General features: G+C 72.8%; 12 protein-coding genes. 9 read left to right on the forward strand and 3 right to left on the reverse strand.

The window, feature by feature from the left end; genetic code table 11:
- From pyrE to QFZ74_RS16635, 8 genes are all read left to right on the forward strand, one after another.
- The gene (gene pyrE, locus QFZ74_RS16600) at positions 1-549 is read left to right on the forward strand and encodes an orotate phosphoribosyltransferase (protein WP_307621584.1); all 549 of its coding nucleotides are present in this window, start codon (positions 1-3) and stop codon (positions 547-549) included.
- Between the two features lie 179 nt (positions 550-728).
- On the forward strand, positions 729-1,760 hold the full coding sequence (fbaA, locus tag QFZ74_RS16605) for a class II fructose-bisphosphate aldolase (protein WP_307621585.1): 1,032 nt from the start codon (positions 729-731) through the stop codon (positions 1,758-1,760).
- Positions 1,761-1,880: 120 nt separating this feature from the next.
- Positions 1,881-3,416: an MFS transporter gene (locus QFZ74_RS16610; protein WP_307621586.1), complete on the forward strand. Its 1,536-nt coding sequence runs from the start codon at positions 1,881-1,883 to the stop codon at positions 3,414-3,416.
- A gap of 181 nt (positions 3,417-3,597) precedes the next feature.
- Positions 3,598-4,011 (forward strand): DUF3151 domain-containing protein, encoded by a 414-nt coding sequence (locus QFZ74_RS16615; RefSeq protein WP_307621587.1) that lies wholly within the window; start codon positions 3,598-3,600, stop codon positions 4,009-4,011.
- Positions 4,012-4,153: 142 nt separating this feature from the next.
- Complete coding sequence (locus QFZ74_RS16620; protein WP_307621588.1) at positions 4,154-5,002, forward strand: tryptophan 2,3-dioxygenase family protein; 849 nt, start codon at positions 4,154-4,156, stop codon at positions 5,000-5,002.
- Entirely contained in the window at positions 4,995-6,197 is a 1,203-nt protein-coding gene (kynU, locus tag QFZ74_RS16625; protein WP_307621589.1) for a kynureninase, read from the forward strand. The genes QFZ74_RS16620 and kynU overlap by 8 nt, the downstream gene beginning before the upstream one ends.
- 69 nt (positions 6,198-6,266) lie before the next feature.
- Positions 6,267-7,142, forward strand: coding sequence for an alpha/beta hydrolase (locus QFZ74_RS16630; protein WP_307621590.1), 876 nt, complete (start codon positions 6,267-6,269; stop codon positions 7,140-7,142).
- 57 nt (positions 7,143-7,199) lie between these two features.
- Positions 7,200-8,420, forward strand: a complete 1,221-nt coding sequence (locus QFZ74_RS16635; protein WP_307621591.1) for a cytochrome P450 — start codon at positions 7,200-7,202, stop codon at positions 8,418-8,420.
- Here the strand turns inward: QFZ74_RS16635 and QFZ74_RS16640 are convergent, their stop codons facing one another.
- A complete protein-coding gene (locus QFZ74_RS16640) occupies positions 8,421-10,028 on the reverse strand; it encodes an ABC transporter permease (protein WP_307621592.1) in 1,608 nt (535 codons plus the stop codon).
- A complete protein-coding gene (locus QFZ74_RS16645) occupies positions 10,025-10,954 on the reverse strand; it encodes an ABC transporter ATP-binding protein (RefSeq protein ID WP_307621594.1) in 930 nt (309 codons plus the stop codon). Before QFZ74_RS16645 ends, QFZ74_RS16640 begins: the two co-directional genes overlap by 4 nt.
- A gap of 74 nt (positions 10,955-11,028) precedes the next feature.
- On the opposite strand from QFZ74_RS16645, the gene QFZ74_RS16650 reads away from it, so the two are divergent.
- Positions 11,029-11,526 (forward strand): GbsR/MarR family transcriptional regulator, encoded by a 498-nt coding sequence (locus QFZ74_RS16650; RefSeq protein WP_307621595.1) that lies wholly within the window; start codon positions 11,029-11,031, stop codon positions 11,524-11,526.
- Between the two features lie 229 nt (positions 11,527-11,755).
- On the opposite strand, the gene QFZ74_RS16655 is transcribed toward QFZ74_RS16650, so the two are convergent.
- Positions 11,756-12,592: a diacylglycerol kinase family protein gene (locus QFZ74_RS16655; RefSeq protein ID WP_307621596.1), complete on the reverse strand. Its 837-nt coding sequence runs from the start codon at positions 12,590-12,592 to the stop codon at positions 11,756-11,758.
- Positions 12,593-12,734: the final 142 nt, after the last annotated feature.

Consider the following 12,734-nt stretch of genomic DNA (forward strand, 5'->3'; position numbering starts at 1 on the left):
ATGACGGACACTCGCGGCGCGCTGCTGCAGCAGATCAAGGACAAGGCCGTGGTGCACGGCAAGGTGACCCTGTCGTCGGGCAAGGAAGCCGACTACTACGTCGACCTCCGCCGCATCACCCTCGACGGTGAGGCGGCCCCGCTGGTCGGCCAGGTCATGCTGGACCTGACCGACGACTTCGACTTCGACGCCGTCGGCGGGCTGACGCTGGGCGCCGACCCGGTCGCGACCGCGATGCTGCATGCTTCCGCCGCGCGCGGGAAGGTGCTCGACGCGTTCGTCGTGCGCAAGGCGGGCAAGGCGCACGGCCTGCAGCGCCGGATCGAGGGCGCGGAGGTCAAGGGCCGGCGGGTGCTCGCCGTCGAGGACACCTCCACCACCGGCGGCTCGGTGCTGACCGCGGTCGAGGCGCTGCGCGAGGCCGGTGCCGAGGTCGTCGCGGTGGCCACCATCGTGGACCGTGCGACGGGCGCCGCCGAGGCGATCGCCGAACAGGCCCAGGTGCCTTACGTGTTCGCCTTCTCGAAGGACGACCTGGAACTGGACTGACGTACGCCGGCCGCCACGGCCCCCTGGCCGCGGGACAGGGCACTGTCCACTCCTCGACCAGGGGCCTGGATCATCGGCGCATGTCTGGAAAGATGGGGACGACGCCGATGTCACCCCCAAGGTCTGGGTCCGGGCCGTAGTACGCACAACGCCAACCCGCACACTCAAGGAGCGGACAGATGCCCATCGCAACCCCTGAGGTCTACCGCGAGATGCTCGACCGGGCGAAGGCAGGCAAGTTCGCCTACCCGGCCATCAACGTCACCTCCAGCCAGACCCTGAACGCGGCGCTGCGCGGCTTCGCCGAGGCGGAGAGCGACGGCATCATCCAGATCTCGACGGGCGGCGCCGAGTTCCTGGGCGGCCAGTACAGCAAGGACATGGTCACCGGCGCGGTGGCCTTGGCCGAGTACGCGCACATCATCGCCGAGAAGTACCCGGTGACGGTCGCCCTGCACACGGACCACTGCCCGAAGGACAAGCTCGACGGCTACGTCCGTCCGCTCATCGCGGTCTCCGAGGAGCGCGTGAAGGCCGGCGGCAACCCGCTCTTCCAGTCGCACATGTGGGACGGCTCCGCCGAGACCCTCGCCGACAACCTCGCCATCGCCGAGGAGCTCCTGGCGCGCGCCGACGCCGCCCGGATCGTCCTGGAGGTGGAGATCACCCCGACCGGCGGCGAGGAGGACGGCGTCTCCCACGAGATCAACGACTCGCTGTACACGACGGTCGAGGACGCGATCCGTACGGCGGAGGCCCTCGGCCTCGGCGACAAGGGCCGCTACCTGCTCGCCGCGTCCTTCGGCAACGTCCACGGCGTGTACAAGCCGGGCAACGTCGTGCTCCGCCCCGACCTGCTGAAGCAGCTGAACGAGGGCGTCGCCGCCAAGTTCGGTCTGCCGGCGGGCAGCCAGCCGTTCGACTTCGTCTTCCACGGCGGCTCCGGCTCCACGGCGGAGGAGATCGCGACCGCGCTGGAGAACGGCGTCGTCAAGATGAACATCGACACCGACACGCAGTACGCCTTCACGCGTCCGGTCGCCGACCACATGTTCCGCAACTACGACGGCGTCCTGAAGGTCGACGGCGAGGTCGGCAACAAGAAGGCCTACGACCCGCGCACCTGGGGCAAGCTGGCCGAGGCGAGCATGGCGCAGCGCGTCGCCGAGGCCGCGCGGAACCTGCGCTCGGCGGGCACGAAGATCAAGTAAGGGCGTTCTTCGAGGACCCTTTCCGGTGAGCCCGGCGCTGCATGGCGCCGGGCTCGCTGTCGTCCGGGCTCGCTGTCATTCGGGCTCGCTGTCCTGCGGGGGGCCCGGTATATGTGGGGCATGCCCGATGTCCGGCTGGCCTCGCCCCAGGGCAAGTGGATCGTGCTCACCACGGTGCTCGGCTCCAGCATGGCGCTGCTGGACTCGACCGTCGTCAACGTCGCCCTGCCCACCATCGGCCGCGATCTGAACGCGAGCCTGTCCGCCCTGCAGTGGACGGTCAACGCGTACATGCTCACGCTGGCCGGGCTGATCCTGCTCGGCGGCTCGCTCGGCGACCACTACGGGCGCCGCAGGATCTTCCTGATCGGGGTCGTCTGGTTCGCGCTGGCCTCCCTGCTGTGCGGCCTCGCCCCGACCGACATCGTGCTCATCGCCGCGCGGGCCCTCCAGGGCATCGGCGGCGCGCTGCTGACCCCCGGCTCACTCGCCCTGATCCAGGCGTCGTTCCATCCGGACGACCGGGCGAAGGCCGTGGGGCTGTGGTCGGGGTTCGGCGGCATCGGGGCGGCCGTCGGCCCGTTCCTCGGCGGCTGGCTGGTGGACGGGCCCGGCTGGCGCTGGGTGTTCCTGCTGAACGTCCCGCTCGCCCTGCTCTGCCTGCCCGTCGCCCTGCGGCATGTCCCCGAGTCCTCCGACCCCACGAGCCGCGGCCGCTTCGACGTCCTCGGCGCGGCGCTCGGCGCCGTCTCCCTCGCCCTGGTGACGTACGCGCTGATCGAGGCCCGCAGCGGCTCGGTCGCCGTCCCGGTGACGGCCGTGCTGGGCGTGCTGGCGGGCATCGCCTTCCTGTACGTCGAGAAGCACCGCCCCGCCCCGATGATGCCGCTCGACATCTTCGCCTCCCGCCAGTTCACGGCGGTCAACCTGGTCACCCTGTGCGTCTACGCGGCGTTCGGCGGCTTCTTCTTCCTCACCGCGCTCCAGCTCCAGACCGTCTCCGGCTACTCGGCGCTCCAGGCCGGTACGGCGCTGCTGCCGACGACCGCCCTGATGCTGCTGTTCTCGGCCCGCTCGGGCGCCCTCGCCGACCGCATCGGCCCGCGCATCCCCCTCACGATCGGCCCCCTGCTGTGCGCCGCCGGCATGCTCCTGATGGTGCGCGTGGGCAAACATGCGAACTACCTCACCGACGTGCTGCCCGCCATGGTGGTGATGGGCGCGGGCATGGTCACCCTGGTGGCCCCGCTGACGGCGACCGTCCTCGCCTCGGTGGAGACCGCGCGGGCGGGGCTGGCCAGCGGCATCAACAACGCGGCGGCCCGCGCGGCCGGCCTGGTCGCGGTGGCCGCGCTGCCCCTGCTGACCGGCATGGCCCCCGACGCCTACCGCTCGGCCGACGCATTCGACGCCGCCTTCGACCGCGCGATGCCGATCTGCGCGGCCGTCCTGGTCATCGGCTCCGTCCTCGCCTTCACCACGGTCCGCCGACCGACCCCACCCTGCGCCCACCCCCACTGCCGCACCCACGGCTGCGTGACCCACCCACCCCTGGAAGGCACGAACACCCTCCCCCCGGAGGGCGAACCGGCGGGACGGGGCGGCGGGACGGGGGCTCACGACACCGACCGGAACGACGGGAAGCGGCTGCGGTGACGCCCGCGTGACGCATGCGCGCGTCGCCGCCCTGCGCGCGCCGTTCCCTGCCGCCTGCCCCGCGAGGGAACGCGGTGGGGCGGCGGTGACGGGCTGGGCGGTCTTCGGCGGCTGCCGGTGGTCACGGCCGGCCGGACCCGGCCGGGAGGGCGCCGTGGGTGGGCGGTGACAGACTGAGGGCATGACGCTTCACGAAAACCTGCTCGGAGGGCCGCCTCCGACCCATCTGCCCGACGACCCGGGGCCGCGTGAGCTGCTCGCCGGGGGCACCGCGCCTGCCGAGGTCGCCGCCCAGCACCCGACCTCCTCGCTCGCCTGGGCCCAGCTGGCCGACGACGCGTTCGAGCGGGGCTCGGTCGTCGAGTCGTACGCCTACGCCCGTACGGGCTACCACCGCGGCCTGGACGCCCTGCGCCGCAACGGCTGGAAGGGCCACGGGCCGGTGCCGTGGGACCACGAGCCCAACCGCGGCTTCCTGCGCGCCCTGCACGCCCTCGCCCGCGCCGCGCAGGCGATCGGCGAGCAGGAGGAGTACGAGCGCTGCTCGCAGTTCCTGAAGGACTCCTCGCCGACGGCGGCCCAGACCCTGGGCTGACCAGGCGCTCGGTGTGGCCCGTCCGGTGCGGACGGGCCTTGCCGTAAACCCCGTGATCGCCGACGATGCGAGTGGGGACCGGGGCCCCCGTGCCGGCATCGGCAGGGGCGGACCGCTACCCGGAGTACAACAGGAGACAGCGATGTCCCACCAGGCTCACCCCCCTTTCGAGGCCGCTGAGCCCGAGACCCCGCATCTCGACTTCGCGGGCACGACGCCGTACGAGGACTACGTCCGCGCCGACGTGCTCACCCACCTCCAGCACACCCTCTCCGACGACCCCGGCGAGATGGTCTTCCTGGTCACCACGCAGGTGATGGAGCTGTGGTTCACCGTCATCGTGCACGAGTGGGAGACCGCGGCGCGCGCCCTGCGCTCGGACGACGTGCCGGTCGCGATCGACGCGCTGAAGCGTTCAGTACGGGAGCTCCAGGCGCTGAACGCCTCCTGGAAGCCGCTCGCCCAGCTCACCCCGGCCCAGTTCAACTCCTACCGCTCCGCCCTCGGCGAGGGCTCCGGCTTCCAGTCGGCGATGTACCGCCGCATGGAGTTCCTGCTCGGTGAGAAGTCCGCCTCGATGCTGGTCCCGCACCGCGGCGCGCCGCGCGTGCACGCCGAGCTGGAGAAGGCCCTGCACGAGCCGAGCCTGTACGACGAGGTGGTCCGCTTTCTCGCCCGCCGCGGGCACGCGATCCCCGAGGACGTCCTCGGCCGCGACGTGACGCTGCGCTACGAGCCCTCGCCGGCCGTCGAGGCCGCCTGGACCGCCGTCTACGCGGGCGAGAAGGGCACCGAACTCGCCCGGCTGGGCGAGGCGTTGACCGACGTCGGCGAGCTGGTGTGGCGATGGCGCAACGACCATCTCCTCGCCACCCGCCGCGCGATGGGCGCGAAGGCCGGCACGGGCGGCTCCGCCGGGGTGGCCTGGCTGGAGCGGCGTGCGCAGAAGAACGTGTTCCCCGAGCTGTGGACGGCGAGGTCCCATGTCTGAGTCCCCGCGTGCGCTGATGGCGGAGAAGGCCGCGAAGCTGGACGCGGCCGACGAACTGGCGTCCACGCGCGAGCAGTTCGTCCTCGACGACGTCGTCTATCTGGACGGCAACTCGCTCGGCGCGCTGCCCGCGCACGTCCCCGACCGGGTGGCGGACGTCGTCCGCCGTCAGTGGGGCGAGCTGCGCATCCGCTCGTGGGACGAGAGCGGCTGGTGGACCGCGCCGGAGCGGATCGGCGACCGGATCGCGCCGCTGGTGGGCGCGGCGCCGGGCCAGATCGTGGTCGGCGACTCCACGAGCGTCAATGTCTTCAAGGCACTGGTGGCGGCCGTACGGATCGCGGGCGAGGGGCGCGACGAGATCGTCGTCGACGCCACCACCTTCCCCACGGACGGCTACATCGCCGAGTCGGCGGCCCGGATGACGGGGTGCACGCTGCGTCCGGTGGACCCCGCGCGGGTCCGCGAGGCGCTGGGCGAGCGTACGGCGGCCGTCCTGCTCAACCACGTCGACTACCGCACCGGGCGCCTGCACGACCTGCCCGCTCTGACCGCCGCCGTCCGCGCGGCGGGCGCGGTGTCGGTCTGGGACCTGTGCCACAGTGCGGGCGCGCTCCCGGTGGGCCTGGACGAGCACGGCGTCGACCTGGCGGTGGGCTGCACGTACAAGTACCTGAACGGCGGCCCGGGTTCGCCCGCCTATCTCTACGTACGCCGTGCTCTGCAGGACGTCTTCGACTCGCCGCTGCCCGGCTGGAACTCCCACGCGGAGCCCTTCGGCATGCGCGGCGCGTACGAACCGGCGGCGGGCGCCCTGCGCGGCCGGGTCGGGACGCCGGACATCCTGTCGATGCTCGCCCTGGAGGCGGCGCTGGACGTGTGGGACGGGGTGCCGGTCGAGGCGGTGCGCGCCAAGTCCCTCGCGCTCACCGACTTCTTCCTTGAGTGCGTGGCCGCCTATGTGCCTCAGGGCGGGGTGGAGTCGCTGACGCCCGCCGCGCACGAGGAGCGCGGCAGCCAGGTGGCGCTGCGCTGTGCGGACGCGGGCGAGGTGATGAGGCGGCTCATCGAGCGGGGCGTGGTCGGCGACTTCCGCGCGCCCGACGTCCTGCGCTTCGGTTTCACCCCGCTGTACGTCGGCTTCGCGGACACCGAGCGTGCGGCGAGGGTACTGGCGGACACGCTGAGCCGATAGCGTGCCGTCCCGCCCGTCCCCGCACGTCACGTCCCGTCCCGTCCCGTCGCTGAGCTGAGAGGTTGGAGCATGCCGGACGACGCCGCAGCCGCCCGTGCCGCCGCCGAGGAGGAGTCGGCGTTCGCGCACCCGCCCGTCGAACCCGAGGCCACCGCCGCGTACGGCGACCACCCCGACCAGGTGGTCGACTTCTACGCGCCGCGGGGCGTAGAGACCCCGGCGCCGCTGGTCGTGGTCCTGCACGGCGGCGCCTGGCGGGCTCCGTACGACCGGCGGCACATCACGCCGTTCGCCGGTCACCTGGCCCGCCGGGGGTTCGCCGTCGCCAACGTCGAGTACCGGCGCGGCGGCGTGCTCCCGGCGCAGGGCGGCGACGGGCCGGTGGCGGGCCGCTGGCCGGACACCTTCGACGACGTCGCGGCCGCGCTCGACGCACTGCCCGGCCTGGCTCGCGCGGCGCTCCCGCAGGCCGACCCGCGGCGCACGGTGCTCACCGGGCACTCGGCGGGCGGGCACCTGGCGCTGTGGGCGGCGGCCCGCCACATCCTGCCCGCCGACGCCCCCTGGCGCACCGCCCGGCCCGCCGCGCTGCGCGGGGTGGTCGCGCTCGCCCCGATCGCGGACTTCGCGGTCGCTCAGAAGCTGGAGGTGTGCGGGAACGCGGCCGTGCAACTCCTCGGCGGTTACGACAAGTTCGAGGACCGCCGCCCCTACGCCGATCCCTCCCTCCTCCTGCCCACCGGCATCGCCACCACCGTCGTACAGGGACGTACGGACCTGGTCGTCCCGCAGGCGGTCGCCGAGGCGTACGCGCAGGCGGCGGAGAAGGCGGGCGAGATGGTCGGGCTCACGCTCCTGGCGGACGTCGGTCACTTCCCGTTGATCGACCCGGCGGCGGACGCGTGCGCGGTGGCGGCGGAGGAGATCGCGCAGCTGGCCTGGTGACCCGGGGACTCCGTCACCCCTGGTCGGCGAGCCGGGCGCCGGGTTAACGTCCGCTGCATGGCAGCTGCTGCGGACCTCGCCTTCGATCCCTGGGACCCGGACTTCCTCGCCGATCCGTACCCGGCCTACGCCGAGCTGCGGGCGCGGGGGCGGGTGCTCCACTACGCGCCGACCGGGCAGTGGCTGGTCCCGCACCACGCGGACGTGGCCGCGCTGCTGCGCGACCGGCGGCTCGGGCGGACGTACCAACACCGGTTCACGCACGAGGAGTTCGGCCGCACCGCGCCCCCGCCCGAGCACGAGCCGTTCCATGTCCTCAACGACCACGGGATGCTCGATCTGGAGCCGCCGGACCACACCCGCATCCGGCGCCTGGTGTCGAAGGCGTTCACGCCGCGCACGGTGGAGCGGTTGAAGCCGTACGTCCACGCGCTGGCGGACGACCTGGTGGCGGCGCTGGTGGAGGCGGGCGGCGGCGATCTGCTGACGGACGTGGCCGAGCCGCTGCCGGTCGCCGTGATCGCGCAGATGCTGGGCATCCCGGAGTCGGACCGCCCTCGACTCCGGCCGTGGTCGGCGGACATCTGCGGGATGTACGAGCTGAACCCGTCCGAGGAGACGGCGGCGCAGGCGGTGCGGGCGTCGGTCGAGTTCTCGGAGTACCTCAAGGAGCTCATCGCCGCCCGCCGCAGCGAGCCGGGCGACGACCTGATCTCCGGTCTCATCGCGGCGTACGACGAGGGCGAGCGGCTGACCGAGCAGGAGATGATCTCGACCGCCGTGCTGCTGCTGAACGCCGGCCACGAGGCCACCGTCAACGCCACGGTCAACGGCTGGTGGGCGCTGTTCCGCAACCCCGGCCAGCTCGCCGCCCTCCGTGCGGACCACTCCCTGATCCCGTCCGCCGTCGAGGAGTTGATGCGCTACGACACCCCGCTCCAGCTCTTCGAGCGCTGGGTCCTGGACGACATCGAGATCGACGGCACCGTCATCCCGCGGGGCGCGGAGATCGCCATGCTCTTCGGTTCAGCCAACCACGATCCGGCCGTGTTCACCGACCCGGCCCGTCTGGACCTGGCCCGCGAGGACAACCCCCACATCTCCTTCAGTGCCGGTATCCACTACTGCATCGGCGCCCCGCTGGCCCGTATCGAACTGGCCGCCTCCATGGGCGCGTTGCTCGACAAGGCTCCGACCCTCACCTTGGCGGCGGAGCCGGAGCGCAAGCCGAACTTCGTGATCCGGGGGCTCGACGGGCTGAGCGTGGAAGTGGGCTGATCAGGTGGTGAGGTCCCGCCGCCGCAGCCCCGTCAGTCCCGCGCCCACCAGTGCCACCGCCAGTCCCAGCAGGATCAGCACCGGGCGCCACTCCATCGCGCCGCCCGGCAGCTTCGGGAGGTGGGCGAAGGGGGAGAGGTCCAGGACGAGTTGGGGAGCGTCGAGGGCCGGGCCCACCCAGCCGATCAGGAGGACCGCCACGGCCACGGCCCAGGCTGCCGCCGCCGCTCGCGGGAGCACGCCGTACAGCAGGACCGCCACCCCACCGATCACCCAGATCGCGGGGAGCTGGACGAGGCAGGCGGTCAGGAGGGGGCCGACCTCCTTGCCGTAGCCGGCGACGAAGCCGAGTGCCGCCAGGAGCATGATCAGGGCGGCGCCGCCGAAGGCGATGACCAGGTGGCCGGCCGCCCAGCGCAGGCGTCCCACCGCACAGGCCAGCACCGGTTCGGCGCGGCCCGCGGTCTCCTCGCCGTGCGGGCGCAGGACCGACGCGACGACGTACAGGCTCGCGATCAGACCCATCATGCCGACCATCGAGGCGAGGAACATGTCCGCGAGGGCGCTCTGGCCGCCCATCCGCTCGAAGATCTGCCGCGCCTTGTCGTTGTCCTTGACCAGCTCGGCCGCGCCGTCCGTCAGCCCGCCGTAGACGACACCGGCGAGGAAGAAGCCCACCGACCAGCCGAGGACGGCGCCCCGCTGCAGCCGCCAGGCCAGCGCGCCCGCCGAGCCGAGGCGGCCGGTGGCCGGTCCGGGCAGGGTGGGCAGGAAGCTCATGCCCACGTCGCGGCGGCCCGCTAGTTCGTACGCCACCGTCGCCTGGAGCAGCACCGCCGCCACGAACAGCAGCAGCACCCACCAGCGTTCGGCCGCGAAGGAGCGCTGGTTCTCCAGCCAGCCCAGCGGCGACAGCCAGGTCAGGACGGACGAGCCCTCGGCTGTGGTGGAGTCGCCCGCCGCGCGCAGGACGAAGGCGGCGCCGAGGACCGCCGCCGTCAGGCCCCGGGCCAGGCGGGCGCTCTCGGTCAGCTGGGCGACGATCGCCGCCATCGTGGCGAAGACCATGCCGACGCCCGCGAGCCCGAGCCCGAAGGACAGCGCTCCGGCGGCGCCCCATCCGGCCAGTCCGGCCATGACCAGCAGCGCCAGGACCGCGTTCGCGACCGCCGCGGTCAGCAGGGCCGCCGTCAGGGAGGCCCTGCGGCCCACCATCCCCGACGCCACCACCTCCTGGCGGCCGCTCTCCTCCTCGTCCCGGGTGTGCCGTACGACGACGAGGAGGCTCATCACCGCCGCGAGCGCCCCGGCGTACACGCCGACGCGCCAGGCAGTCAGCGCGCCGATCGAGGTGTCGAAGACGGGCCCGGTGAGGGCGCGCAGGGAGGCGTTGGAGTCCAACTGATTGAGGAGATCGGCGCGTTGGGCAGCCGTGCCGTACAGGCTGTTCAGCGTGTTCGGCATGGAGAGGACCATGAGCAGGTTCACCGCGACCCAGACGGGGATCATCACCCGGTCGCGGCGCAGCGCGAACCGCACCAGGACGCCGGTGCCGGCCAGTTGGCGGGAGTGGCGGATGCCTTCCGCGGGGGCGGCGAGGGCGGTCATCGGCCCGCCTCGCTGAACTCGGCGTGGTCGGCCCTGTCCGTCCTGTCGTCTTCGTAATGCCGCAGGAAAAGCTCCTCCAGCGTGGGCGGGGTCGAGGTCAGTGAGCGCAGCCCGGTCTCGGTCAACTCCCTGAGGACGGCGTCGAGTTTGTCGGTGTCGACCTGGAGGCTGACCCGGTGGCCGCGTACGTCGAGGCCGTGGACGCCGGGGAGGTCCGCCAGTCCGTCGGGCGGGCCCGCGAGTTCGGCCGTCACGCTGGTGCGGGTGAGATGGCGCAGCTCGGCCAGCGAACCGGTCTCCACGGTGTGGCCCTTGCGGATGATGCTCACCCGGTCGCACAGCTCCTCGACCTCGCTGAGGATGTGGGAGGACAGCAGGACCGTCCGCCCCCGGTCCTTCTCCTCGCGCACGCAGGCCTGGAAGACCTCCTCCAACAGCGGGTCCAGGCCCGAGGTCGGCTCGTCCAGGATCAGCAGGTCGACGTCCGCGGCGAAGGCGGCGACCAGGGCGACCTTCTGGCGGTTGCCCTTGGAGTAGGTGCGGCCCTTCTTGGTCGGGTCCAGCTCGAAGCGCTCGATCAGCTCGGCCCGCCGCCGCTGGTCGAGGCCTCCGCGCAGCCGCCCGTACAGGTCGATGACCTCGCCGCCGGAGAGGTTGCGCCACAGGGTCACGTCGCCGGGGACGTAGGCGATCCGGCGGTGCACCTCCACGGCGTCGGCCCAGGGGTCGCGGCCCAGCACCTGCGCGGCGCCCAGGTCGGCGCGCAGCAGGCCGAGCAGGACCCGGATGGTGGTGGACTTGCCGGCGCCGTTGGGACCGAGGAAGCCGTGCACCTCACCGGCGTCGACGTCCAGGTCGAGGCCGTCCAGGGCATGGGTGCGGCCGAAGGACTTGTGCAGTCCCGAGGCGCTGATTGCCTTCGTCATGGTTCAGAACGTACGCTTCTTTCAGAAAATTGTGAAGTTAAGGAAGCGCATGAATCTCGGCTAGGGTGGAGCGTATGAGCGAAACAGCCGGGGCCGAGCGGGACACGGGAGCGGTGTCGAAGTTCGTCGAGTCCTTCGCGGCCCAGCTCGTCGAGGCCGGGATGCAGCGGATGCCCGCGCGCATCTTCGCCGCGCTGCTCTCCTCCGACGAGGGTGCGATGACCTCCGCCGAGCTGGGCGAGCAGCTCCAGGTCAGCCCCGCCGCCGTCTCCGGCGCGGTGCGCTACCTGGCGCAGCAGCACATGGTGGCCCGCGAGCGCGAGCCCGGCTCACGCCGCGAGCGCTACCGGGTGCACAGCGACCAGTGGTACGAGGCGCTGACCAACCGCGAGGCCGTCCTCAAGCGCTGGGAGCACGCCCTGCGCGACGGCGTCACCAGCCTCGGCGCCGACACCCCCGCGGGCCGCCGCATGGCCGAGACGCTCGCGTTCTTCGAGTTCGTCGACGGGGAGATCGCGGCCATGATGGAGCGCTGGCGAGTTCACCGGGACAAGACCTTCGGCCGCGACTGAGCCGCTGCTGGACAACTCCGGCTCCAGGGCCTCTCGTTTGGATCATGCCGGGCTCGCGGGCCCTGGCACCATTCCCCCAAGCTCTTCGGGCAGGGGGACGCCCCCAGTCGCGTGGTCGTCGGTTGCCATGGCTCCCCCATGACGCCCTCCTCCGCCTTGCGACGCACGGCACCAGACCCCGCTCCCTGATCCCGGCCTGATCCAAACGAAAGACCCTTAAGGCCCCCGCTCACGATGACGGCACCGTGAGCCCCCAAGCCCCCTCCGCCACCCGCCACGTCCGTCTGCGTACCGGGCCCGCGACCGCCGCGTCCGCGCGGTAGCGGAAGTCCGTGCCGGTGACCGTCACCGTGCGGCCGACGGCGCGCAGCGGGGCGGCCTGGGCACCGACCGAGACGGGCCAGACCTCGACCTCCGCCAGGCCGCCGCGGCCGGGGGTCATCGCGAGGCCCTGCACCGGCTGGTCCAGATCGACGAGGGTCGACCCGTCGATCTCCACGCGCAGCCGCGCGGGGCCGGGGTCGCACGCGGGTGCGCCCAGGCCCAGGGTGCGCCGCAGGGAGACGTACGTCATGCGCAGCCACGGGACGCCCGCGTCCGGCGGGACCGGTTCCGGCTGCCGGGCCGGGCGCAGCGGCGGGATCCGCAGGGCGCCCAGCACCACCCCGTCGCTGTCGTCGACCAGCAGGTCCAGCCGGCGCTCGACGCCGTCCAGCACCGCCCGCGCCGCCGCGACCGTCCCTGTCGGCACGCCCAGGGTCGCCGCGAGGGCCTGCGCGCCGCCCACCGGCACCACCGACAGCGCGCAGCCGGCCAGCTCCCGCCGCCGGTGCAGCAGGGACACCGCCCGGATCAGGGCACGGTCGTCGCCCACCACCACCGGCCGCCGCGACCCGCGGCGCGCCAGCGCGCGGGCGAACTCCTCCGGGTCCTCGGGCAGGCACACCTTCGTGGCCGCACCCGCGCTGAGCACGTCTTTCGCGATCCGCACGGACTCTCCGTCCGTGTGCCGGGCGACCGGATCGATGACCACCAGGAGCTGATCGGACGTCGCGAAAGTCGCCACCTCGGTCCTGCCTCGCTTCCTCGGGTAGCATCTTGGTGCAAGAGCCCCTTGCGCTATTGCGCCAGGGGCTTCGTCTATTCCGGGGCATCCGGTCCGACGGTTTGCGGCCAACGACGGCCGCGGCGGCACGCGACGGTGACCC

It is taken from the genome of Streptomyces sp. V3I7 (assembly GCF_030817495.1).
In the GTDB taxonomy this organism is placed as follows: domain Bacteria; phylum Actinomycetota; class Actinomycetes; order Streptomycetales; family Streptomycetaceae; genus Streptomyces.